Below are 22,595 nucleotides of genomic sequence, written 5' to 3' on the forward strand. Positions count from 1 at the left end.
TTCGGATCCTTCAAAAAATCCAATGTAGCGATGCATCCAGTGCTTGACAAGGCCGTCGCTTCCTCACGGTCGTTAATTTGCGACAGGCGGTGCCGCGCAGGGCGCCTGGCGGCTTTAGCGCCGTTTACCGCCAAACAAGCTGCCCAGCACCCCGCGGATGATCTCGCGTCCCACGGCCGAGCCCATGGTGCGCACGGCGGACCTGGCCATGCGTTGGGCCAGGCCTTCATGCTTGCCGCCGCGCGGGCCGGTGCTGCCAAACAGCACATCGTTCAAGCCGCCCAGAATGCCGCCCGATGGGGCTTCACCCGCCGCACCGCCATTGGGCGCTTTGGCCACTTCGGTCGCCGCTGCCTCTGCGCGCCCCTGAAGCTTTTCGTAAGCCGATTCCCGATCCACGTCTTTTTCGTACACACCGGCCACCAGCGAGTTCTGCAGCAGCGACTGGCGTTGCTCGGGCGTGATCGGGCCGATCTGGCTGCCGGGCGGCAGCACATAGACGCGCTCGGTGACATTGGGCCGGCCCTTGGCGTCGAGAAAGCTCACCAGCGCCTCGCCCACGGCCAGCTCGGTGATGGCGGTTTCAATGTCCAGTCCGGGCTTTTGCCGCATGGTCTGGGCCGTCGCCTTGACCGCCTTCTGGTCGCGCGGCGTGTAGGCGCGCAGGGCGTGCTGCACCCGGTTGCCCAGTTGCGCCAGCACCGAATCGGGGATGTCCAGCGGGTTTTGCGTCACAAAATAAACGCCGACGCCCTTGGAGCGCACCAGGCGCACCACCAGCTCGATGCGCTCGATCAGCACCTTGGGCGCCTCGTTGAACAGCAAATGGGCTTCATCAAAGAAAAACACCAGCTTGGGCTGGTCGGGGTCGCCGATCTCGGGCAGCTGCTCGAACAGCTCGGACAGCATCCACAGCAGAAAGGTCGCGTACAGGCGCGGCGAATTCATCAGCCTGTCGGCCGCCAGGATGTTCACGATGCCATGGCCGTTGCTGTCGGTTTGCATGAAGTCGCTGATGTTGAGCATGGGCTCGCCGAAGAACTTTTCGCCGCCCTGGCTGTCGATCTGCAGCAGTCCGCGCTGGATGGCGCCCACGCTGGCGGCGCTGACGTTGCCGTACTTCGTGGTGAACTCGCCGGCGTTGTCGCCCACATACTGCAGCATGGCGCGCAGGTCTTTCAGGTCCAGCAGCAGCAGGCCGTTGTCGTCGGCGATCTTGAACACCAGGTTGAGCACGCCAGCCTGGGTTTCATTGAGGTTGAGCATGCGGCCCAGCAGCAGCGGCCCCATGTCGGAGACGGTGGCGCGCACCGGGTGGCCCTGCTCGTCAAAAACATCCCACAGCGTGGCCGGGCAGGCCAGCGATTCTGGGGCGTCAATGCCGCGCTCCTTCAGGATGGCGGCCATTTTGTCGCCCAGGCTGCCGGCCTGGCTGATGCCCGTCAGGTCGCCCTTGACGTCGGCCATGAAGACCGGAACGCCGATTTTCGAGAAGCTTTCGGCCAGGGTTTGCAGGGTCACTGTCTTGCCGGTACCGGTCGCGCCCGTGATCAGGCCGTGGCGGTTGGCCAGCGCCGGCAGCAGTTCACAGAGGGTGTCGGTATTCTTGGCAATCAGTAGCGGATCGGCCATAGTTTGTGTATTCCTGAGGAAACCCCGCAGGGGAAGCGGGTGAAAAGTAAAATAGAGGGAGTAGATTAAATCAATTACAAAAGGATTTTCCGTGGCTGGTCATAGCAAATGGGCGAATATTCAACACCGCAAGGGTCGCCAGGACGAAAAACGCCAGCGCGTCTGGACCCGTGTGATGCGCGAGATCATGGTGGCAGCCCGCATGGGCGGCGGTGACCTGGGCACCAACCCGCGTTTGCGCCTGGCCGTGGACAAGGCCAAGGCCGCCAACATGCCTGCCGAAAACGTCAAGTACGGTATTGCCAAAGCCACCGGCAGCCTGGAAGGCGTTCACTACGAGGAAATCCGCTACGAAGGCTACGGCTTTGGCGGGGCGGCCATCCTGGTCGACTGCATGACCGACAACAAGGTGCGCACCGTGGCGGAGGTTCGTCATGCGTTTGCCAAGCATGGCGGCCACATGGGAACCGAAGGCTCGGTGGCTTTTCAGTTCAAGCACTGCGGCCAGCTGATTTTTGCGCCGGGCACCAGTGAAGACAAGGTCATGGAAGCGGCGCTGGAGGCCGGCGCCGACGATGTAATCACCCATGACGACGGCGCCATTGAGGTGCTGACGCCCTATACCCAGTTTGAAACCGTCAAAAAAGCGCTGGAAGCCGCCGGGCTGAAGGCCGAGGTGGCCGAGGTCACCATGCGCGCCGACAACATGATCGAGCTGACGGGCGAAGACGCCCAGAAGATGCAAAGGCTGCTGGATGTGCTGGAAGACCTGGACGATACGCAGGAAGTCTTTCACAACGCCTCGCTGCCTGAGTAATCAGCCTCCCTCAAGTCAAACAATGAAAGTTGCAGAATGAAAGTTTTAGTGGTCGGCGGCGGCGGCCGTGAGCATGCCTTGGCCTGGAAGCTGGCCCAATCGCCCAAGGTGCAAGCGGTTTACGTGGCGCCCGGCAACGGCGGTACCGCGCTGGATGCGCGGCTTGAGAACATCAACATCACCGATGTCAAGGCGCTGCGGGCCTGGGCAGCTACAGAAAAGATAGCGCTGACGGTGGTCGGCCCGGAGCAGCCGCTGGCGGCCGGCATTGTGGATGAATTCCGCGCCCACGGCCTGCGGGTGTTTGGCCCGACCAAGGCGGCGGCGCAGCTGGAAAGCTCCAAGGCCTTTTCCAAGGCCTTCATGAAGCGCCACCATATCCCGACGGCGGAATACGAAACCTTCACCGATGCGGTGGCGGCGCACGCCTATGTCGACGAAAAGGGTGCGCCCATCGTCGTCAAGGCCGATGGCCTGGCGGCCGGCAAGGGCGTGGTGGTGGCCATGACCTTGCACGAGGCGCATGAGGCGATCGAGTTCATGCTGGCGCCCAACCCCGACTTCAACCCCCTGGGCGTGACGCACAACGAAGGCGGCGCGCGCGTCGTCATCGAGGAATTCCTGCAGGGCGAGGAAGCCAGTTTCATCGTCATGTGTGACGGCAAGAACGTGGCGGCCATGGCTACCAGCCAGGACCACAAGCGCCTGCTCGATGGCGACCAGGGGCCGAACACGGGCGGCATGGGCGCGTATTCGCCGGCGCCGGTGGTCACGCCCGAAGTCCATGGGCGGGCCATGCGTGAAATCATCCTGCCCACCATCAAAGGCATGGAAAAAGACGGCATTCCGTTCACCGGCTTTTTGTACGCCGGCCTCATGATCGATGCGCAGGGCAAGCCCAAGACGCTGGAGTTCAACTGCCGCATGGGCGACCCGGAAACCCAGCCCATCATGATGCGCCTCAAAACCGACCTCTATGACGTGATGATGGCGGCCACCTCGGGCACGCTGGACCAGGTCGAGCTCGAATGGGACCGCCGTCCGGCCCTGGGCGTGGTGATGGCCGCGCACGGCTACCCGCTGCAGCCGCGCAAGGGCGATGTCATCCAGGGCTTGCCGCAGGCCGCCGAGGATGCCATGGTGTTCCACGCCGGCACCCAGAAGCAGGACAGCAGCACCGTCACCTCGGGCGGCCGGGTGCTGTGCGTGACGGCGCTGGGCGGCACCGTCAAGGCCGCCCAGCAGCGCGCCTACGACCTTGCCCGCGGCATCAGATTCGAGGGCGCGCAATACCGCAAGGACATTGGATACCGGGCCGTCAAGTCCTGATGGGCATGGATTTTCAGCCGCTCGTCCGGGGCCATCGGCCGGCCGGGGTCATCTGTCGTTTCCAGGTTCAATGAGCATGACCGATCTTTCAAGCGTCCGCATATTCCTACTCGGCCTGCAGGAGCGCATCACCAGCGCTATCGCTGAGATCGATGGCCAGCCATTTCTGGCGGACCACTGGCAAAAGGAGCCCGGTGAGGCGCTGCAGGGCAATGGCATCACCAAAATCCTGGAGCAGGGCGAGGTGTTTGAGCGCGCAGGCTGCGGCTTTTCGCATGTGCGCGGCCCCAGGCTGCCCCCTTCGGCCACCCAGCACCGGCCGGAGCTCGCGGGCGCGCCGTTTGAAGCCATGGGGGTTTCGCTGGTGTTCCATCCGCGCAACCCCTATGTGCCAACCGTGCACATGAATGTGCGCATGCTGGCCGCAACACCCCCCAAGGCCGCGGGCGAGCCCGTCTGCTGGTTTGGCGGCGGCATGGACCTGACACCTTATTACGGCTTTGATGAGGACGCCGTGCATTTCCACCAGGTTTGCAAGGACGCGCTGGCGCCGTTTGGCAGCGACAAATACCCGCGCTTCAAGCAGTGGTGCGACGAGTATTTCTACCTCAAGCACCGCCAGGAGCCGCGCGGCATAGGCGGCGTGTTTTTTGACGACTTCCAGGAACTCGGCCTGGAGCGGAGTTTTGCCATGATGCAAAGCGTCGGCGATTCGTTTTTGCAGGCTTACCTGCCCATTGTGGCGCGCCGCAAGGACACCCCTTATGGCGAGCGCGAGCGCGATTTCCAGCTCTACCGGCGCGGCCGTTATGTCGAGTTCAACCTGGTGTGGGACCGCGGCACGCACTTTGGCTTGCAATCAGGCGGGCGCACGGAGTCGATTCTTCTTTCCATGCCGCCGCAGGCGAGCTGGTCTTACCAGCGCCCGGTCGAGGCCGGCTCGCCTGAGGAGCGTTTGTACAAAGAGTTTCTTGTCAGGCGGGACTGGGTTTGAACGCAGCAGCGCCTCCAGGAGCAAAGCACATCGGCGTGTTTGGCGGTGCGTTTGACCCGCCGCACAACGCGCATGTCGCGATGGCCAGAGCGGCGCTGGCGCAGTTCGGCCTCGACGTGCTGTACATCATCCCCACAGGGCAGGCCTGGCACAAGGCGAGGGGGCTGACCGCGCCCGAGCACCGGCTGGCCATGGCCAGGCTGGCGTTTGAGGATGTGGCGCGCGTGGTGGTCGATGAGCGCGAGTTGCAGCGCCCCGGGCCGACCTTCACGATTGACACTTTGCTGGCCCTGCAGGCCGAAAATCCGCAGGCCCAGCTCTACCTCTTCATTGGGGCGGACCAGTTCGCCGCCTTCCGGCAATGGCACCGGTGGCAGGAGATTCTTGAAATTGCTATAATTTGTATAGCTGATCGCACACAATCCACGCTGGCTGAAGCTCAATTTGACGCTTACGCTGGCGACAGGGGCCGGTTTTTCACCCTCCAATTGCCCCTGATGCCTGTCAGTGCCACCCAGATTCGCCAGCTGGCGGCCTCCGGTGCCGCGACTTCCGGGGGTATCGCCCAGTTGGTCCCCGAACCGGTTGCACGTTATATTTCAGCCCATCAGCTGTACAGTTCCCGTTAATTTCCACCTCATTGAAGCAAAGCACTGCATGACCTCCACCACTGTCAAAACCTCCAGCACCGCCGACAAGAAAGATGTCCAGAAATTGCAGCGCGCCATCGTTGATGGGCTGGAGGACGTCAAAGCGCAGGATATACAGGTCTTCGACACCGAGCACATCACTTCGCTCTTTGAGCGCGTGATCGTCGCCTCGGGAACCTCCAACCGCCAGACCAAGGCGCTGGCTGCCAGTGTGCGTGATGCGGTGCGGGAAGCCGGCTTTGCCAAGCCTCGCATTGAAGGGGAGGAAAACGGTGAGTGGATCATTGTGGACTGTGGCGCTGCCGTCGCGCACATCATGCAGCCCACGATTCGCCAGTATTACCACCTGGAAGAGCTCTGGGGCGAAAAGCCGGTCAAGACCAAACTGGGCGCGGCGTCGCCCTTGCCCAAGGTCTCCAGCAAAATTGAGGTGGCGGTGGAAGCCAAGCCGGCAGCCAAGCGCAAGGTCGCCGCGAAGTCCGGCGTGAAAGCCGCGGGCAAGACTTCCTCCAAGGCGGAAAAGGCGCCTGCGAAGGCACCGGCCAAGGCCCCTGGCTCCAGCTATGTGGGGCGCGTGGGCAAAACCAACGACTGGACCGCCAAGCGAAATGCCACGGCCACGGCGGCCGAACCCGCCGCCAAAACTTCCAGAGTGGCGGCCAAAAAGGCCCCCGCCAAATCAGCCGCGCGGCCAGCGACCAAGACCCCCATCGTGAAGGTGCCGGCGCCCAAAAAAGTCGCGGCCAAGAAGGCGGTTGCCAAAACCGCCGCTAAAACAGCAGCCAAAAAGCCCGCCGCCAAGAAAACCAGCCCACGGAGCAAATGAGGCTGACAATCGTCGCCGTCGGGCAGAAGGTCCCCGACTGGGCACAGACGGCTTATGACGATTACGCCAAACGCTTTCCTCCCGAGCTAAAGGTCGAACTCAAGGCCGTCAAGACGGAGCCGCGTGCCTCCAAGACGCTGGAAAACCTGCTGGCCGCGGAGCGCACACGCATTGAGGGCAGCATCAGCAAGGGCTGCCGTGTCGTGGCACTGGATGAGCGCGGCACGGCCGTGACCACGGTGGCCCTGGCCGAGCGGCTCAAGAGCTGGCAACTGTCGGGCGACGACGTCGCGATCGTGATTGGCGGTCCGGACGGGCTGGATCCCGGATTCAAGCAGGCGGCGCACGAACGGCTGCGCCTTTCCGACCTGACCTTGCCCCATGCCATGGTGCGTGTGCTGCTCATTGAGCAGCTTTACCGCGCCTGGAGCATCACCATCAACCACCCTTACCACCGCGAGTAGCGCTGGCGTCCAGCTTGCCTCCCGGTGCGTTGCGCTTATTGACCATTCATGGCCGACTTCATTTACCTGGCTTCGCAAAGCCCCCGGCGCCGGCAGTTGCTGGAGCAACTCGGTGTGCGCTACGAATTACTGCTACCCGATGCGACGGAAGATACGGAAGCGCTGGAGATCGCCCTGAAAAACGAGGCCCCCGTCACCTACGTCAAGCGGGTAACGGCGCTGAAGCTGGATGCGGCCGTCGCCCGCCTGAAGCGCCGGCAACTGCCACCAGCGCCTGTCCTGTGCTCTGACACCACCGTGGCGCTGGGGCGCACCATTTATGGAAAGCCGGACGACGCCAAGGATGCCGCGCGCATGTTGCGTGAACTGTCGGGTGAAACGCACCGCGTTCTGACGGCGGTGGCGGTGCAGCGCGGCCGGCAGCGTCTGGAGGCACTCAGCGCGTCTCGTGTGAGCTTTGACGACATGACTGCGGCGCAAATCCGCGCGTACACGGCCACCGGCGAACCCATGGGCAAAGCGGGGGCCTACGCCATACAGGGCAGGGTGGCGATGCATATCACCCGCATCAATGGCAGTTACAGTGGCATCATGGGACTCCCGCTACGGGAAACGGCCTTGCTGCTGCAGGCTGCCGGCTTCAAACTTTAGTACTGCAACCCGAAAATATCGAAACATGAAAGCGCGTCTTCGCACCCATGGCGGCGTTGCAATCCTTGCGAAGGCGTATGGCCTTCGCTGCGGACTGCGCCTTGCCCTGGGCACGAATCCATCACTTTCATGGTGTTTCGCTACTTCCGGCTTGCAGTACTAGCGCCTTACCTCGGAACAAATAATGCAACAAGATATCCTGATCAATTGGTTGCCCCAGGAAACCCGGGTGGCCGTGGTCGAGCACGGCGCGGTGCAGGAGTTGCTGGTGGAGCGCACGCTGGAGCGTGGCCTGGTGGGCAACGTCTACCTGGGCAAGGTCGCGCGGGTGCTACCGGGCATGCAATCGGCTTTCATCGACATTGGCCTGGATAGGGCGGCTTTCCTGCATGTGGCTGACCTGATGAGCAGCATCAACAGCCGCCATGCAGAAACCGATGCGCAGGTGGCCGGCTCCCTGGCGGCTCCGGCCATGGCATCGCTTCAGCCCATCGAAAAGCAGCTGTTCGAGGGGCAGACCCTGATGGTGCAGGTGCTCAAGGACCCGATTGGCACCAAGGGGGCCCGGCTGACGGCGCAGATCAGCATTGCCGGCCGCCTGCTGGTGTTTTTGCCGCAGGACAACCATATCGGCGTGTCGCAAAAAATTCCCTCGCGGCAGCGCGAGGACTTGCGCCAGCGGGTACAGGCACTGACTGGCGACCTGGGCGGCGGGTTTATCCTTCGCACCAATGGGGAAGATGCCAGCGATGCCGAACTGGCCGAAGACATTGCCTACCTGCGCAAAACCTGGGCACGCATCAAGGACGCCTCGCTGCGCCTGCCGCCGGCGTCTGTGCTGCACCAGGACCTGAACCTGCTGCAGCGGGTGTTGCGCGACCTGGTGGTGGAGGGCACGCAAACCATCCGCATCGACTCCCGCGAGCAGTTTGAAAAACTGAAAGCCTTTGCGTTGGAGTTCATGCCGGCGACCGTGCCAAAGCTTCAGCTTTACGGTGGTGAACGGCCCATTTTTGACCTGTTCAACATTGACGAAGAAATTGCCAAGGCGCTGGGCCGCCGGGTGGAACTCAAGTCAGGCGGTTACCTGATCATCGACCAGACGGAAGCCTTGACGACCATCGACGTCAATACGGGCGGGTTTGTCGGGGCCCGGAATTTCGATGACACCGTCTTCAAAACCAACCTGGAAGCCGCCCAGGCCATTGCCCGGCAGCTGCGCCTGCGCAACCTGGGTGGCATTGTGATTGTCGATTTCATCGACATGCTCAAGGACAACCACCGCGATGCGGTACTTGCCGAGTTTCAGAAGCAGCTGGCGCGGGACCGCATCAAAACCGCGGTGAATGGATTTTCGGCGCTGGGTTTGCTGGAAATGACGCGCAAACGGACGCGCGAGTCGCTGGCCCACCAGTTGTGCGAGCCCTGCAGCGCCTGCATGGGCAAGGGCGTGGTCAAGACGGCACGAAGCGTGACCTATGATATTCTTCGCGAAATTTTGCGCGAGGCGCGGCAATTCAATCCCCGTGAATTCAGGGTGGTTGCATCGCCCAAGGTGATTGAGCTTTTTCTCGATGAGGAAAGCCAGCATCTGGCGAGCCTGAGCGACTTTATCGGCAAGCCGATTTCCCTGCAGGCCGAAGCGGCCATGGCGCAGGAACAGTACGACATTGTTCTGTTATGACTTTATGACCTTCAGCGAAATTCCAGGCGTGCCGACGACCCGCACCGCCAACCATGGGCCCATTCCCATACTCGTGTACCACCAGATTGCAGAAGCGCCGCCCAAGGGCAGTCCCTTTCGCAGTCTGTATGTGGCGCCTAAAGCCTTTGCACGGCAAATGGCCTGGCTCAAGTTGCTGGGCTACAAAGGCCTGTCCATGGGGGATCTAGAGCCCTATCTGCGGGGTGAACGCACCGGCAAGGTCGTCGGCATCACCTTTGACGACGGTTATCAAAACAACCTCACCCACGCCCTGCCGGTTCTCGTCAAGCATGGGTTTTCGTCCACCTGCTATGCGGTCAGCGGCTTGCTCGGCAAGACCAATGTGTGGGATGAAGCGGTGGGCATTGCGCAGACACCCTTGATGACCGAGGCCGAGGTTCGCCAATGGGTGTCGGGGGGGCAGGAGATTGGTTCGCATACGCGTCAGCATGTGAATCTGCTGGCATCCGACCATACCGTCAGCCAGCAGGAAATGGCACTGGGAAAAACCGAGCTGGAATCCGTCATCGGTCAGCCCGTTCGTCATTTTTGCTACCCTTACGGGCACTATGCGCCCAAGCATGTGACGATGGCTGCCGGCTTGGGCTTTGTCACGGCTACCACCACCCAGCGCAGCCGTTGCCACGCACAGACCGACCTGCTGCAGATTCCGCGAGTTCCCGTGCTTCGCTCCACAAGCTTGCCGGTTTTCTGGCTCAAGATAGCCACCGCTTACGAAGACCGGCGAAAAAAATGAACCCAATCTCTTCTGGTTCGGGTGAGAGTGCTGCACCCGCTCATAGAAAGCTCCGCATTGCAGTTTTCAACCGGACTTTTTCGCCGACGGGCGGCGGGGCAGAACGCTACTCCATAGCGCTGGTGGAGCAGCTTGCTGCAAGGCATGAAATTCATGTGTTTGCGCAGGAAATAGACCACCACTGGCCCGGCGTGACTTATCACCGCGTTTCAGCACCTCTGCGCAAGCCCCGCTGGGTCAATCAACTGTGGTTTGCCACCGCCACCTGGTGGGCGACACGCCGGGGCTTTGATGTGGTGCATTCGCACGAAAACACCTGGCACGGTGACGTGCAGACGGTGCATGTGCTGCCGGTCAAGTACAACCTGTTTCATGGGCGCAGCGGCTGGCGCCGGGCGTTGCGGTGGGTCAAGGTGGTGAGCAGTCCGCGTTTGCTCGCCTATCTCGCTATCGAAAGATCCCGATTTTCACGGCGTCCTCAGCGCCACGTGATCGCGACTTCCCCAACCCTCAAAGAAGTGCTGGCCCGGACCTATCCGGTCTCTTCTTCCGTGCTGGCTGTCATTCCTCCAGGCGTGAGCTTGCCCGCTCGTGACTTGGACCAGCGGGTCGCCCGAAGTCGCTTGGGACTGCCGACACAGGGGCGCTTCATCGCCTTTATTGGGAATGATTATCAAAAAAAGGGCTTGGGCACACTGCTGGAGGCTTTGAGTGGGCTGCCAGCCGATGTGGCCTTGGTGGTGGTCGGCAATCCATCTTACATAGAGAGATTCAAACAGAAGGCCATGGCGCTGAAAGTGGATGACCGTGTCCATTTTCTGGGGCATCTGAAGGACGTTTCGCCTTTGTATGAGGCTGCCGATGTCCTGGCACACCCGACGCTGGAGGACACCTTTGCGATGGTCGTTTTAGAAGCCATGGCCTATGGCCTGCCCGTTGTTGTGAGCGATGCTCGTTACTGCGGCATTGCGGGCTTGCTGACCGATGGCGAGAATGCGCTGATTCTCACGTCTCCCACTGACGCCGAACAGCTTTCAGGCAACTTGGCGAGAATCCTGCAGGAGCCAACTTTTTACCGCCAGCTATCCGCCGCCTCCCGCCAATTCGCATCGCAGTGGTCATGGGCCACAATAGCCTCTCAGCAAGAGGCGATGTACTGCGAAATAGCAGACGCATCCTCGCAACAGGATCGCCGATCCAACTAGAGCATCACCAGAATATGAATTTGAGTCCGCAACCCGTCCCCCCATTGAGCCTGATTTCCATCGTGATTCCGAGCTGGAATAACCTGGCGCTGCTCAAGCTGTGCGTTGAAAGCGTGAAGGCCAACAGTGCGTTTGAGCATCAAATCATTGTTCACGTCAACGATGGGAGTGACGGCTCGCTGGAATGGGTGCGTTCACAGGGGATTGAACATACCTACTCTGAGGCCAATACGGGTATTTGCCTGACCGTCAACCAGGCCGCCGCACTCGCCAAACATGACCTTATTCTTTATCTCAACGACGACATGTATTGCTGCCCGGAATGGGATGCTAAATTGTTGGCAAAGGTTCAGCAGATAGGGCATGACGCATTTGTGTTGTCTGGCACCATGATCGAACCGGTTGGGTCGGGTAATCCTTGCGTGAGCGTTTGTGACTTTGGGCGCGATGCCGACACGTTCCGCAAACAGGAAATCCTGGGAAAGTACCAAACTTTGGCCAAACCTGATTGGTATGGTGCTACATGGCCGCCGACCTTGGTGCACCGGCGCTGGTGGCATGCGGTTGGGGGGTACAGCACGGAATTCAGTCCGGGCATGAGCAGCGACAATGACTTCTCCATGAAGATGTGGGCCGCCGGCTGCCGTGTGTTTCTGGGAGTCGGCGATAGCTTGGTCTATCACTTCATGTGCAAGAGTACCGGGCGAATTGTCAAGAACAACGGCCGCAAACAGTTCATGCGCAAATGGGGCATGACCTCTTCCCTGTTTGACCGCTATTACCTTCGCCGGGGTGAATTGGCTGTTCAAGCGGAACTGCCGGAACCTGACGATACTGCTGCGTTCCGCAGAAAACGCGGCCTCAGCAAATTTAAATCATGGCTTGCCTAGCTCAGGCTACGAGCTTGAAATGCTTGCGGCTGAAATCCAGCCCGGTCAGCGTTTCGAGCTGCCGCATGAAGTGGTACTTATTCTCTTTGGGTATGGGCTTGTAGTTCGGGTCGATATTCAGAACCTGTTCGGCATCATTTGCCAACCATTCCTGCACGGCCTGCGGATGTGTGCCTGTAAACGGTGCAAGAGCCCTGCGATCAAACTGGCTGTATTGCACTTGCACGGCAGGCGTAGCCCAGTACTTGCTGACCTGATCCGCTTTTTTCTGCATATCTTCATTGCGGCGTATCCAGCCGTAGTGGTAGATATGCGCCTGGGCAAGTGCCGCCTGGGGGTTACGACCTCGTTTGTGCTCGGTGGTGACCAGCCAATACTGGCCATCGGGCGCATAGCTGCGAATGGTGTTCCGAATCAACCGGCATTCGCGGCGATACCAGCCTGGACTGATTGAAATCCACTGTGGCGATCCGTAGAAATGGTAATAGTCAAATACCAGTGCTTCCACGGCGGGATTGGCATGATGCCGCTCGACACTGGCACGTATGGACGCCAGGTCGGCTTCATGGACGACCTCATCGCCTTCCAGGTAAAAAGCCCAGTCACCTGTGCATGAGTACTGGGCAATCATTTTTTGCTGCGCATAAACAAACCCGCGGTCAGCCATGCGTTCGTTCCACAAGGTCTCGATGATCCTGATCTTGGGGTCGGCGATGGCCCGCACGCGTTCAAGCGTATCGTCGGACCCTTGGCCGACCGCCACTACAAATTCGTCAACCAGAGGCAACAGCGAGCGAATGGATGCCTCAAATGGGAAGCCTAGCTCTACGCCGTTACGGATGAAGGTGAAGCCGCTGATCGAAACACTCATCTAAATTGAGACCTTCAGGTATTAAGTTGAAAATTGAGCCCATTTTGAGCCCACAAAGGTACATGTCAAACGGCTACGCCGATTGAAAACCGAGGCGATAAAGATGAGCGTAGGCCCCGTTTTTTTCCAGCAGTTCCAGGTGTGTTCCTGACTCAATCGGGCGACCCGCATCCATCATGATGATCCGGTCGGCATGCTGCACCGTGGACAGGCGATGCGCAATGATCAGCGAGGTGCGATTGGATGTGAGACGCCTGATGGCTTCCTGCACGGCCAGCTCTGATTCGGTATCCAGTGCCGAGGTGGCTTCATCCAGGACAAGAATGGGTGCATCCTTGTAGAGCGCACGAGCAATGGCCAGCCGCTGACGCTGGCCGCCGGAAAGTTGCATGGCGTTGTGACCAAGGATGGTGTCCAGACCCTCAGGCAGGTCAGCCAGCAGGGCAGCCAGATTTGCGGCCGCCAGACAATCCCTCACCCGATTCCGGTCGATGGGCTGGCCCAAGGCCACGTTGACCGCGATGCTGTCATTAAGCATGACCACATGCTGGCTCACAAACGAAAACTGCGTGCGCAGAGACGGCAAGCTCCAGGAACGTAGCTCCTGCCCGTCAAGGTAAACCTTACCCGAGGTCGCCTCCACAAATCGGGGCAGCAGATTCACCAGCGTTGTTTTTCCGGAGCCCGAAGCGCCGACAAGCGCAACGGTTTCTCCCGCTTTAACGGAGAGATTAAATTGATTGAGCGCTGGAACCGAGTCGGTCTTATAGAGCACGCTGACATTCGAGAATTCAAGGTTGCCGTTTGCCCTGGATTTTTCAAATGCCCCCCCGACCTCATCGGGTGTGAGGTCCATCAAATCAAGTCCGCGTTCAATGGCAGCCAGGCCTCGCGTGATTGGCGTCGCTGCATCCGACAGACTTTTAATCGGTGAAATCAAAAGGAGCATGGCCGTGACAAATGCGACAAAGCCACCTACCGTTGTTGTGTTTTCAGAACTCTGTACCAAAGCAATTGAAACCACGGCCGAGAGGGCCACAGCCGCCAGTACTTGCGTGATCGCACTCATGCCTGCGTAAGCTGCCGTCGCCTTCATAGACAGGCGGCGTAATGAATTGCTAAGAGCATCGAACCGGCTGGCTTGACTGGCCTGTGCGCCGTGCAGGCGAATGTCTCGGTAGGCCATGACATTTTCTTCCACCACATAAGCCAGACCATCCGTGGCGGTCTGGCTTTCTTTGGTCAGCCTGTAAAGTCGCTTGGACAGGTTCTGAATGACAAACGCCACGGCTGGAAACAGCAGGGCGACGATCAGCGTGAGTTTCCAGTTGAGATAAACCAGGTAACCGATCAGCGCGAGCAAGGTCAACACATCCCGGGCGAGCTTCATCACGGAATTGATCAATAGGGACGATCCATTGAATACTTCGTAGACGACAGTATTGGCGATCGCACTGGAGCTTTGATCCGAAAACAAGGACAGTCGGGCACTCAGCAGCTTGCCAAACATGGCTTTTCGCAGGTTGAGCAAGCCATCGTTGGTGACTTTGGCGAGCGCGAATTGCGCCAAAAAGGCCGACAGTCCCCTCACTGTAAACAACAGCATCAGTGAGAGCGGCACCAGCCAGAGGTTGAAGGCGTCGCGCTGGAAGCCACGGTCCAGCAGTGGCTTGAGCAAGGCTGGTACAAATGGCTCGGTCGCCGCAGCCACAATGGTTGCGCCTATTGCCAGAATCCAACCCGTCCGCGAACCTCTGAAATAAGGCCAAACTCGGGCAATTCTGCGTGAGGTGGTCAGTTTTACAGGTGCGCCAAGAGCGCTTTTTTCGGGAGGCTGGCTCAAGTTGCTTGCTCGTGTTGGGGCATGAAAGTCGCCTGGTGTGCGGCTTTGGAAAAGCCCAAAGCCAGGAGCAAGCCGATTAGAACGCAGAAAAAATCGCCAATCTGCGCGTCGTAAATGGATGCATTGAAAAGGCAGGCAACAGCTAAGGCCAGCAGCGCTGATTGTGCCGCTCGCGCATGGGGCGTTTCCATCCTCATGGTGTCCCGAAGGATTGAGAGCAGCAGTGCCAAAAATATGAGGATGCCGGGTATACCGAGTTGTACGCCCCACAGAAGATATTCCTGATGCGGGTTTCCGTTGCCTTGTATATCGACGTGAGCGGGATTTTGTTCGCGTTCGAGGCGGTTGTACTCGGTACTCCAGCTGCCAACGCCCGACCCCGCCAGTGGGTGTTGCGCAATGGTCTGTATGGCTCTGCGCCAAAGATTAAGGCGGATACCTGAAGAGGTCGTGGATTCTTTCTGGGTCGAATACGATTGAACTTCACTCTTTACCATGCTCAAGCGGTCGCGTACTTTGGCTGAGCTGAAAAACAAAACCAGAGCCAGCAAGAACGGCAGCAATACAACGACGGCACGGTATCTTTTCGGAAGTTCCCACATGATTGCAATCGACAGCAATGCAATGGCAACGACATGACCGCTGCGTCCGTTCAAGACAAAAAATACATTGCCAATGGATAACAAGGCGGCAAATACCGCCAGGTGCTTGCCATATCGCCCCGGTGCCAGGAACCGTAAATGCCAGCAAATTGCAGCGAATACGGCGCTGATAATGCCCTGGTCGAGATAGCTTGAAAACACCGCATATTGAGTTATCGCCATATTGGAGCTGGCCCAGGGAACGGGAAGGTGTGCAAACAGCGCCCATGAGCTGGTAACGAGAACTACCTGCGCCAGCGCAAATGCGCCCAGCGCATACATGGCTTCGCGCTGATCGCGAATCAGGGTCATCATCAAAAGAATGGAGATCAGCTTGCCATACTTGGCAATGGAGCCCAGCGCATCCGCCTGGGGCGCCACTGACCAAAAAAGGCTGATTGTGAATGCCGAAATGACGAGCAGCACCGCAGTGGGTGTGCATGCGCCTGCCAACGGTTTGTATCCATCCGATGTACGCCGGGCGAAGAGCAAAGTAGCCAGCCCGCAAATCAGCAGCAGGAATTTGGCAATGCTGATGATTGCCATGGACAAACCCACGGAGGCCGCGGCAATGCAAATGATGGCGAGCCGGAAATTTATGTTCTTTTTTAGCAAGATAGTCGCACGGGGCACCTGATGAGTAAGCGCCATTATCGGTGATTCCATCTCCCCAATGGGCTCCCAAACGTGTAGCGCTCTGCTATGCTCCGAGCGATTCCGGCAAGTTCGTTTCGCTTGCAAACCTTGCCTTAAATCATCTCAAGGGCATTTGTGGCTAGTCTGTCCGTTACCATCATTACCAAAAACGAAGCTCATAATATCCAGGCCTGCCTGGACTCGGTAGCGTTCGCGGATCAGACCGTAGTCGTGGATTCAGGCAGCACAGATAGCACCGTCGAAATGGCCCGTGCAATGGGCGCCGACGTGAGCATCTTTGCCGACTGGCAAGGATTTGGTGCCCAGAAAAACCGTGCGCTTGATGTTGCAACATGCGATTGGGTGCTTTCCCTTGATGCTGATGAGCGTGTTACGTCCGAGTTGGCGCTGGAAATTCAGGCGATGCTTGCCAAGGTCCCGGCTGCCGGACAGCCTGTGGCTTTCTTGATACCTCGTCTGACCCAATTTTGCGGCGTCTGGATTCGGCACTGCGGCTGGACACCTGACTATGTGCTTAGACTGTATCGACGTGGCGAAGCGCGCTTCAGCGATGATTTGGTGCACGAAAAATTAATGCTGACGCGGGCCGACACCCGTGTTGTGCGAATGAACAACCACCTCTTGCACTACAGTTATCCCACGCCTGAACATTATTGGCGCAAGCTCCAGCACTACAGTCAGGAATGGGCTCGGCAACGGCACGCGCGCGGGCAGACCGCAACGATGACGCGTGCGGCTTTGGCTGCCATCGCGGCTTTTTTTCGTAGCTATGTGTTTCGGCTGGGTTTCTTGGATGGGGCCATGGGCTTTGCTGTGTGTACCATGCAAGCCCAGTCCGCATTTGGCAAATATTTCGAGTTGTATTGTTTGGGTCGTAAACATGACAAGTGATTTTTTTCATCAGCCTTTGTTCAAGCGCAGAGCCGCCCTCAGGGCACTGGCGGGTGCCGGATTGTTCGCCAGCTACGCTGGTCACGCCCTGGCGCAATTCCGGGTAGAGGTGTCGGGCGTGGGCCTGACTCAAGTCCCCATCGCCATCGCCTCTTTTCGGGGAGAAGCGCAATCACCGCAAAAAATTGGCGACATCGTCAAGGCCGATCTTGAACGCAGTGGAATGTTTCGTTCCGTTGACGCCGCCGGCGTGGTCGCGGATGAAACCACGCGGCTTGATCTGGCCGCCTGGCGGCAAAAAGGCGCCGACGCGATAGTGACGGGAAGCGTCTCGCGCCTGGCCGACGGGCGCTTTGATGTCCGGCTTCGTCTGTGGGATGTCGTGCGGGGACAGGATCTTGGTGGTCAGAGCTATGTCGTGACACAAGCGGATTTACGTTTGGCGGCACACCGGGTTTCGGACTTGGTATATGAAAAGCTGACCGGTGAAAAAGGCATCTTCTCGACCCGGATTGCTTATGTGACCAAGGCGGCCCAACGCTACAACCTCTGGGTCGCTGACTCAGACGGTGAGGGGGCCCAGTCGGCCCTCACCAGTCCGGAGCCCATTATTTCGCCGGCCTGGTCGCCCAACGGGGCCCAGTTGGCTTATGTCTCGTTTGAGTCCCGCAAACCGGTGATTTATTCGCATGAGGTTGCTACCGGAAAGCGGCGTTTGCTGGCAAATTTCAGGGGCTCCAACAGTGCGCCGGCATGGTCGCCGGACGGCAAGCAATTGGTGGCGACCCTGAGCCGCGACGGTGTCTCCCAAATTTATGCCATCGGCCTTAATGGCGGCGAACCCAAAAGGCTGACGCAGTCGTCCAGCATAGACACCGAGCCCGCCTTTTCGCCTGATGGAAAATTCATCTATTTCGTGAGTGATCGTGGCGGTGCTCCACAGATTTACCGCATGAGTGCAACGGGTGGCAATCCCGAAAGGGTGACGTTCACGGGGAGTTACAACATCTCTCCGGCGGTCAGCCCGGATGGGCGCTGGCTGGCTTATGTTTCAAGGGTAGGCGGTGCATTCAAGTTGCACGTGATGGAACTTGCCAGCGGAACGGTCACTCCAATCACCGACACCACAGCCGACGAAAGTCCGAGTTTTGCACCCAATAGCCGGTTGATCGTGTATGCCACGCAGCAGCAGGGCAGGGAGGCACTGATGACCACAACGCTTGATGGCAAGATCAAAGCCAGACTGGCTGGGGTCGGCGGAGATATTCGGGAACCCGATTGGGGGCCTTTTCAACGGTAGTTAACACGTATTAATTAATACGTATGAATTCTTTTTTTATTTTAAGTAGAGGTAATCAATGAAGCGCTCCCTTTTCACTATCATTTCGTCTCTTGTTCTGGCCTCCACGCTGGTGGCCTGCGGTTCCAACGTCAAGCTTGACAAGGCGCCCGTGGAAGACAGGACGGCCAGCAGCAAGCAGGCCGATGACGCGGCAGCCGCTGGCAGAGGTGTGGCGCCGGTGCAGATTGGTGGAACGGATGCTTCCGCTGCGGGCCCAGTCAACACAGCCAAAGTTGTGTACTTCGACTTCGACAGCTATGTGGTCAAGCCCGAGTACCAGAGTGTCGTTGAAGCCCACGCCAAGTACCTGACGGCCAACAAAACGCGCAAGATGGCGATTGAGGGGCATACCGACGAGCGTGGCGGCCGCGAATACAACCTGGCGCTCGGACAGAAGCGCGCCGAGGCGGTGCGCCGCGCGCTCGGACTGCTGGGTGTTTCGGATGCCCAGGTTGAAGCCGTGAGCTTTGGCAAGGAGAAACCTGTCGCCCTGGGCTCCGATGAGGAGTCAATGGCGAAAAATCGCCGTGCTGAACTCAACTACCGTTAAGCCGGGATCAGGACTGTGAAAATTTTCAGAGCTGCCGCGGCAGTAGCGGTTTGCCTGTTTGCATTCAATGCTTCCGCGGCGCTGTTTGAAGACGACGAAGCACGCAGAGCCATACTCGATTTGCGGCAAAAGTTCGATGCTTCGCAGCAGCGCAATGCGGATGAATTCAAAAAAGCTGCCGACGACAGTGCCCAGCTGCGCCGGAGCGTATTGGATCTTTCCAATCAGATCGAGGCATTGCGCGCTGAAGTAGCCAGCATGCGTGGGCAAAACGAGAAGCTGGCCCGTGATCTGGCAGACGCCCAGCGCACCCAGAAAGACCTGACGCAGGGGGTTGACGAGAGGCTGCGAAAGTTCGAGCCCGGCAAGGTCACGGTGGATGGCAAGGAGTTTGTGGCGGATCCGGCCGAAAAGCAGGAGTTTGAGGCGGCCTTGGCCACGCTTCGCAGGGGTGATTTTGCCGGCGCGCAAACGAGCTTCGTGGCCTTCATGAAGCGCTATCCGCAAAGCGGCTATCGCTCATCATCCTTGTTCTGGCTGGGCAATGCGCAATACGCCTTGCGTGACTACAAGAATGCGGTGGCGAATTTCCGCTCTTTGGTCGCGGCAGAACCCGCGCACCTGCGTGCGCCGGAAGCGCTTTTGTCAATCGCCAATTGCCAGCTTGAACTCAAGGATGCCAAGTCGGCCCGCAAATCACTTGAAGACCTGGTGAAAACCTATCCGCAGTCCGAGGCGGCTTCTGCAGCCAAAGAGCGGCTGGCCAAGCTCAAATAACCGGGTAAAACCACTGGATTCGGAGTTTCCATTCCTCCTAAAATTGGAGGAGTGGAAATGTCCGCATCAGCAGCGCTCAGCGCACTCACCACCCAGGTTCTCCGGGCTGGTTTTATTCTGTCAATGTTTTTTGGCGCCATTGTCCAGCGCACCCATTTTTTCACCATGGGGGCCGTATTAATGGGCGTGGGCGGGGTATGTGCCATGGGGTGCACCATGGGGGAGGGCCTGTCTGGCCTCTCAACCCTGAGCGCCTACGATTTACGGCAAAGGGTCGATGCCTCGCAGCAGCGCATGGCCGATGACCTGAAAAAGGCCAATGACGACAATGCGCAGCTGCGCCGCAGCCTACTTGACCTGTCTAACCAGATCGAAGCGTTACGGGACGAAGTCGCGGGCATGCGCGGACAGAACGAAAAGCTGGCCCGTGATCTGGCAGACACCCAGCGCACCCAGAAAGACCTGACGCAGGGTGTTGACGAGAGGCTGCGAAAGTTCGAGCCCGGCAAGGTCACGGTGGATGGCAAGGAGTTTGTGGCGGATCCGGCCGAAAAGCAGGAGTTTGAGGCGGCCTTGGCCACGCTTCGCAAGGGTGATTTTGCCGGCGCGCAAACGAGCTTCGTGGCCTTCATGAAGCGCTATCCGCAAAGCGGCTATCGCTCATCATCCTTGTTCTGGCTGGGCAATGCGCAATACGCCCTGCGTGACTACACGAATGCGGTGGCGAATTTCCGCGCCTTGGTCGTGGCAGAACCCGCGCACCTGCGTGCGCCGGAAGCGCTTTTGTCAATCGCCAATTGCCAGCTTGAACTCAAGGATGCCAAGTCGGCCCGTAAATCACTTGAAGACCTGGTGAAAACTTATCCGCAGTCCGAGGCTGCTTCTGTGGCCAAAGCGCAGCTCGCCAATCTGAAATAAGGCCATCAGGCGGCCGGCCCAGGCATGTCCATTCCCCACTTAAAATTGGAAGATGGAAATTTCCGAACTCAACGTGCTCACCACCCAGGTGCTCTGGGCCGGCTTCATCCTCTCCATGATTTTCGGCGCTATCGCGCAGCGCACCCATTTTTGCACCATGGGCGCTGTCAGTGACATCGTCAATATGGGCGATTGGACCCGTATGCGCATGTGGGGCATGGCCATTGGTGTGGCCATGATTGGTTTTTTTGGCATGGCGGCGGCAGGCCTGATTGATCCCGCCAAAACGCTGTATGCCTCCAGCCGCTTCATCTGGCTTTCTGCGCTTGTTGGCGGGGCCATGTTTGGTTTTGGCATGGTCCTGGCTTCTGGCTGCGGTAGCAAGACGCTGGTGCGTATAGGCGGCGGCAGTCTCAAATCTGTGGTGGTCTTTGCCGTGATGGGCATCGCCGCTTTCGCCACGCTCAAGGGGATTACTGCGGTGGTCCGCGTGGCGACGGTGGACAAAATTGCACTGGATTTCACGAGCAATGCAGCATTGCCCAATTGGGTAGGCAGCGCGTTGGGCGTGGCGCCCGCCGCTGCCGGCCTGGGCCTGGCCGTGTTGATTGGACTGGGGCTGATCGTCTGGGCGTTGACGGGTGAAGACTTTCGCCGCTTCGACAATCTGCTGGCGGGGCTTGGCATCGGCGCCGTGATCGCGGCCATGTGGTGGGTCAGCGGCCGCCTGGGCTATGTCGCAGAACACCCCGAAACCCTGCAGGAGGCTTTCATTGCCACCAACTCTGGCCGATCAGAAGCCATGAGTTTCGTTTCGCCGGTGGCTTACACGATCGACTGGCTCATGTTCTTCAGCGACAAAAGCAAAGTCCTTACGCTGGGTATCGTGTCGGTGTTGGGCGTTGTCATGGGCTCCGCCGTTTATGCACTGGCTTCGCGCAATTTCCGCTGGGAAGGGTTTCGTGATGCGCAGGACACCGCCAGCCACCTGATCGGTGCCGCCTTGATGGGCGTGGGCGGCGTCTGCGCGATGGGCTGCACCGTGGGACAAGGTCTGTCCGGTATCTCGACGCTGAGCATCACGAGCTTTGTGGCGCTGGCGGCCATCTTGACGGGTAGTGTTGCGGGCCTGAAATACCAGGTCTGGCGACTCGAACGCTCGCTTTGAAATGTCATTGACCGACACCATGATTTCCTGCGAAGCAGCATTTCCTGCCGACCTCGATCGACGTTTTGGCGGGCTTGCACGGCTGTACGGTGCAGCGGGTGCCCAGCGAATTCGCCATGCGCACATCGTTGTCGTGGGTCTGGGCGGCGTGGGTTCGTGGGCGGCGGAAGCCGCTGCGCGCAGCGGTGTGGCCCGTCTTACGCTGATCGATTTTGACCACATCGCTGAATCCAATATCAACCGTCAGGTCCATGCGCTCGACACCAGCCTGGGCCAGGCCAAAGTGCAGGCCATGCGGGAACGCATTGCCCATATCCATCCCGATTGCAAGGTGCAGTGCATCGAGGAATTTGTCGATGCGCTCAATTGGCCGGATGTTCTTGCGCTCGATGGCAATTTCGACCGGAAGCAATTGGCCGTGATCGACGCCTGCGATCAGGTGAGGGCCAAAACAGCCATGGCGGCCTGGGCCATCAGGAACAAGGCCAACCTGATCAGCGTGGGCGCTGCCGGCGGCAAGCGGCTCGCACACCGTGTGGATGTTGAAGACCTGTCGCTGGTCACGCACGACCCCTTGCTGGCGCAGATGCGCTACCGCCTGCGCAAGGAACAGGGGGCGGCACGTCAGGGAAAGATGGGTGTGAGCTGTGTTTTCAGCCGCGAACCCGTGCTGCAGCCCGCAGCGGCAAATGCTTTGCGCTCTCAAAAAAATGGCACAGGCGAAGACCTGGAAACAGGGGACAACGCAGCAGCGCAAAGTGATGGCAGCCTCAATTGCCATGGCTATGGATCGGTCGTCAGCGTCACATCCACTTTTGGTTTGTGTGCTGCGGGGTGGGTACTGAATAAAATTGCTGGCTAGTCTTGCTGCGAGCTAAAAAATAACGCTATAATTTGAGGCTGTGCTGCAGTCAATGCAGTTCAGCTAGGAGAAATCCTGGGACGTTAGCTCAGTTGGTAGAGCAGCGGACTTTTAATCCGTTTGTCGTGGGTTCGACCCCCGCACGTCCCACCAGA

At 59.1% G+C, this 22,595-nt stretch carries 22 protein-coding genes and 1 tRNA gene; 19 read left to right on the forward strand and 4 right to left on the reverse strand.

Translation table 11 applies throughout. The features are described 5' to 3' along the window. Nucleotides 1-114 precede the first annotated feature (114 nt). Nucleotides 115-1,632, reverse strand: a complete 1,518-nt coding sequence (locus PJE01S_RS08455; protein ID WP_068832734.1) for a helicase HerA-like domain-containing protein — start codon at nt 1,630-1,632, stop codon at nt 115-117. Between the two features lie 91 nt (nt 1,633-1,723). Between PJE01S_RS08455 and PJE01S_RS08460 the strand changes: the two genes are divergently transcribed. The 11 genes from PJE01S_RS08460 to PJE01S_RS08510 all read left to right on the forward strand — a co-directional run bounded on the left by PJE01S_RS08460 (nt 1,724) and on the right by PJE01S_RS08510 (nt 11,920). After that, complete coding sequence (locus PJE01S_RS08460; RefSeq protein ID WP_068832736.1) at nt 1,724-2,449, forward strand: YebC/PmpR family DNA-binding transcriptional regulator; 726 nt, start codon at nt 1,724-1,726, stop codon at nt 2,447-2,449. 36 nt (nt 2,450-2,485) lie between these two features. Continuing rightward, nucleotides 2,486-3,778 (forward strand): phosphoribosylamine--glycine ligase, encoded by a 1,293-nt coding sequence (gene purD, locus PJE01S_RS08465; protein ID WP_068832738.1) that lies wholly within the window; start codon nt 2,486-2,488, stop codon nt 3,776-3,778. 70 nt (nt 3,779-3,848) lie between these two features. After that, complete coding sequence (gene hemF, locus PJE01S_RS08470) at nt 3,849-4,772, forward strand: oxygen-dependent coproporphyrinogen oxidase (protein WP_084389431.1); 924 nt, start codon at nt 3,849-3,851, stop codon at nt 4,770-4,772. After that, nucleotides 4,769-5,401: a nicotinate (nicotinamide) nucleotide adenylyltransferase gene (gene nadD, locus PJE01S_RS08475; protein ID WP_068832742.1), complete on the forward strand. Its 633-nt coding sequence runs from the start codon at nt 4,769-4,771 to the stop codon at nt 5,399-5,401. The genes hemF and nadD overlap by 4 nt, the downstream gene beginning before the upstream one ends. Nucleotides 5,402-5,429: 28 nt before the next feature. After that, the gene (gene rsfS / locus PJE01S_RS08480) at nt 5,430-6,248 is read left to right on the forward strand and encodes a ribosome silencing factor (protein ID WP_068832745.1); all 819 of its coding nucleotides are present in this window, start codon (nt 5,430-5,432) and stop codon (nt 6,246-6,248) included. Continuing rightward, the gene (rlmH, locus tag PJE01S_RS08485) at nt 6,245-6,712 is read left to right on the forward strand and encodes a 23S rRNA (pseudouridine(1915)-N(3))-methyltransferase RlmH (RefSeq protein WP_068832747.1); all 468 of its coding nucleotides are present in this window, start codon (nt 6,245-6,247) and stop codon (nt 6,710-6,712) included. The genes rsfS and rlmH overlap by 4 nt, the downstream gene beginning before the upstream one ends. A 48-nt stretch (nt 6,713-6,760) precedes the next feature. Next, nucleotides 6,761-7,363: a Maf family protein gene (locus PJE01S_RS08490; RefSeq protein WP_068832749.1), complete on the forward strand. Its 603-nt coding sequence runs from the start codon at nt 6,761-6,763 to the stop codon at nt 7,361-7,363. A 184-nt stretch (nt 7,364-7,547) separates the two neighbouring features. Then, nucleotides 7,548-9,047 (forward strand): ribonuclease G, encoded by a 1,500-nt coding sequence (rng, locus tag PJE01S_RS08495; RefSeq protein ID WP_068832751.1) that lies wholly within the window; start codon nt 7,548-7,550, stop codon nt 9,045-9,047. Between the two features lie 4 nt (nt 9,048-9,051). Continuing rightward, nucleotides 9,052-9,825, forward strand: a complete 774-nt coding sequence (locus PJE01S_RS08500; RefSeq protein WP_068832753.1) for a polysaccharide deacetylase family protein — start codon at nt 9,052-9,054, stop codon at nt 9,823-9,825. Further along, a complete protein-coding gene (locus PJE01S_RS08505) occupies nt 9,822-11,030 on the forward strand; it encodes a glycosyltransferase family 4 protein (protein WP_068832755.1) in 1,209 nt (402 codons plus the stop codon). The genes PJE01S_RS08500 and PJE01S_RS08505 overlap by 4 nt, the downstream gene beginning before the upstream one ends. A 50-nt stretch (nt 11,031-11,080) precedes the next feature. Continuing rightward, the gene (locus PJE01S_RS08510) at nt 11,081-11,920 is read left to right on the forward strand and encodes a glycosyltransferase family 2 protein (RefSeq protein ID WP_068832944.1); all 840 of its coding nucleotides are present in this window, start codon (nt 11,081-11,083) and stop codon (nt 11,918-11,920) included. Between the two features lies 1 nt (nt 11,921). Here PJE01S_RS08510 and PJE01S_RS08515 read toward each other — a convergent pair whose 3' ends face one another. The 3 genes from PJE01S_RS08515 to PJE01S_RS08525 form a co-directional block, all read right to left on the reverse strand. Further along, nucleotides 11,922-12,791, reverse strand: a complete 870-nt coding sequence (locus PJE01S_RS08515) for a glycosyltransferase family protein (protein WP_068832757.1) — start codon at nt 12,789-12,791, stop codon at nt 11,922-11,924. A 73-nt stretch (nt 12,792-12,864) separates the two neighbouring features. After that, nucleotides 12,865-14,634 (reverse strand): lipid A export permease/ATP-binding protein MsbA, encoded by a 1,770-nt coding sequence (gene msbA, locus PJE01S_RS08520; protein ID WP_084389432.1) that lies wholly within the window; start codon nt 14,632-14,634, stop codon nt 12,865-12,867. Further along, nucleotides 14,631-15,926 (reverse strand): O-antigen ligase family protein, encoded by a 1,296-nt coding sequence (locus PJE01S_RS08525; RefSeq protein ID WP_245660682.1) that lies wholly within the window; start codon nt 15,924-15,926, stop codon nt 14,631-14,633. Before PJE01S_RS08525 ends, msbA begins: the two co-directional genes overlap by 4 nt. A 120-nt stretch (nt 15,927-16,046) precedes the next feature. Here PJE01S_RS08525 and PJE01S_RS08530 point away from each other — a divergent pair, with 120 nt between their 5' ends. From PJE01S_RS08530 to PJE01S_RS08565, 8 genes are all read left to right on the forward strand, one after another. After that, nucleotides 16,047-16,823 (forward strand): glycosyltransferase family 2 protein, encoded by a 777-nt coding sequence (locus PJE01S_RS08530; RefSeq protein ID WP_068832759.1) that lies wholly within the window; start codon nt 16,047-16,049, stop codon nt 16,821-16,823. Further along, nucleotides 16,813-18,123 (forward strand): Tol-Pal system beta propeller repeat protein TolB, encoded by a 1,311-nt coding sequence (gene tolB, locus PJE01S_RS08535; RefSeq protein ID WP_084389433.1) that lies wholly within the window; start codon nt 16,813-16,815, stop codon nt 18,121-18,123. The genes PJE01S_RS08530 and tolB overlap by 11 nt, the downstream gene beginning before the upstream one ends. A 58-nt stretch (nt 18,124-18,181) precedes the next feature. Then, complete coding sequence (gene pal, locus PJE01S_RS08540; protein ID WP_068832761.1) at nt 18,182-18,715, forward strand: peptidoglycan-associated lipoprotein Pal; 534 nt, start codon at nt 18,182-18,184, stop codon at nt 18,713-18,715. Nucleotides 18,716-18,730: 15 nt separating this feature from the next. Further along, the gene (gene ybgF / locus PJE01S_RS08545; protein ID WP_068832763.1) at nt 18,731-19,492 is read left to right on the forward strand and encodes a tol-pal system protein YbgF; all 762 of its coding nucleotides are present in this window, start codon (nt 18,731-18,733) and stop codon (nt 19,490-19,492) included. A 204-nt stretch (nt 19,493-19,696) separates the two neighbouring features. Next, complete coding sequence (gene ybgF, locus PJE01S_RS08550) at nt 19,697-20,410, forward strand: tol-pal system protein YbgF (RefSeq protein WP_068832951.1); 714 nt, start codon at nt 19,697-19,699, stop codon at nt 20,408-20,410. Nucleotides 20,411-20,462: 52 nt separating this feature from the next. Continuing rightward, on the forward strand, nt 20,463-21,578 hold the full coding sequence (locus tag PJE01S_RS08555) for a YeeE/YedE family protein (RefSeq protein WP_068832765.1): 1,116 nt from the start codon (nt 20,463-20,465) through the stop codon (nt 21,576-21,578). A 1-nt stretch (nt 21,579) separates the two neighbouring features. Continuing rightward, on the forward strand, nt 21,580-22,440 hold the full coding sequence (locus PJE01S_RS08560; RefSeq protein WP_245660684.1) for a tRNA threonylcarbamoyladenosine dehydratase: 861 nt from the start codon (nt 21,580-21,582) through the stop codon (nt 22,438-22,440). Between the two features lie 77 nt (nt 22,441-22,517). After that, nucleotides 22,518-22,593: transfer RNA gene (locus tag PJE01S_RS08565), tRNA-Lys, on the forward strand. Nucleotides 22,594-22,595: the final 2 nt, after the last annotated feature.

It is taken from the genome of Polaromonas jejuensis NBRC 106434, assembly GCF_001598235.1.
GTDB classification, from domain to species: domain Bacteria; phylum Pseudomonadota; class Gammaproteobacteria; order Burkholderiales; family Burkholderiaceae_C; genus Polaromonas; species Polaromonas jejuensis.

What these genes read in the sequence shown, in the direction of transcription:
- PJE01S_RS08455 (WP_068832734.1), bottom strand. Translation starts at nt 1,632, where the DNA reads ATGGCCGATCCGCTACTGATTGCCAAGAATACCGACACCCTCTGTGAA.
- rlmH (WP_068832747.1), top strand. Translation starts at nt 6,245, where the DNA reads ATGAGGCTGACAATCGTCGCCGTCGGGCAGAAGGTCCCCGACTGGGCA.
- rng (WP_068832751.1), top strand. Translation starts at nt 7,548, where the DNA reads ATGCAACAAGATATCCTGATCAATTGGTTGCCCCAGGAAACCCGGGTG.
- PJE01S_RS08505 (WP_068832755.1), top strand. Translation starts at nt 9,822, where the DNA reads ATGAACCCAATCTCTTCTGGTTCGGGTGAGAGTGCTGCACCCGCTCAT.
- PJE01S_RS08560 (WP_245660684.1), top strand. Translation starts at nt 21,580, where the DNA reads ATGTCATTGACCGACACCATGATTTCCTGCGAAGCAGCATTTCCTGCC.
- tolB (WP_084389433.1), top strand. Translation starts at nt 16,813, where the DNA reads ATGACAAGTGATTTTTTTCATCAGCCTTTGTTCAAGCGCAGAGCCGCC.
- PJE01S_RS08500 (WP_068832753.1), top strand. Translation starts at nt 9,052, where the DNA reads ATGACCTTCAGCGAAATTCCAGGCGTGCCGACGACCCGCACCGCCAAC.
- rsfS (WP_068832745.1), top strand. Translation starts at nt 5,430, where the DNA reads ATGACCTCCACCACTGTCAAAACCTCCAGCACCGCCGACAAGAAAGAT.
- purD (WP_068832738.1), top strand. Translation starts at nt 2,486, where the DNA reads ATGAAAGTTTTAGTGGTCGGCGGCGGCGGCCGTGAGCATGCCTTGGCC.
- PJE01S_RS08490 (WP_068832749.1), top strand. Translation starts at nt 6,761, where the DNA reads ATGGCCGACTTCATTTACCTGGCTTCGCAAAGCCCCCGGCGCCGGCAG.
- PJE01S_RS08525 (WP_245660682.1), bottom strand. Translation starts at nt 15,926, where the DNA reads ATGGCGCTTACTCATCAGGTGCCCCGTGCGACTATCTTGCTAAAAAAG.
- PJE01S_RS08515 (WP_068832757.1), bottom strand. Translation starts at nt 12,791, where the DNA reads ATGAGTGTTTCGATCAGCGGCTTCACCTTCATCCGTAACGGCGTAGAG.
- PJE01S_RS08555 (WP_068832765.1), top strand. Translation starts at nt 20,463, where the DNA reads ATGGAAATTTCCGAACTCAACGTGCTCACCACCCAGGTGCTCTGGGCC.
- pal (WP_068832761.1), top strand. Translation starts at nt 18,182, where the DNA reads ATGAAGCGCTCCCTTTTCACTATCATTTCGTCTCTTGTTCTGGCCTCC.
- hemF (WP_084389431.1), top strand. Translation starts at nt 3,849, where the DNA reads ATGAGCATGACCGATCTTTCAAGCGTCCGCATATTCCTACTCGGCCTG.
- ybgF (WP_068832951.1), top strand. Translation starts at nt 19,697, where the DNA reads ATGGGGTGCACCATGGGGGAGGGCCTGTCTGGCCTCTCAACCCTGAGC.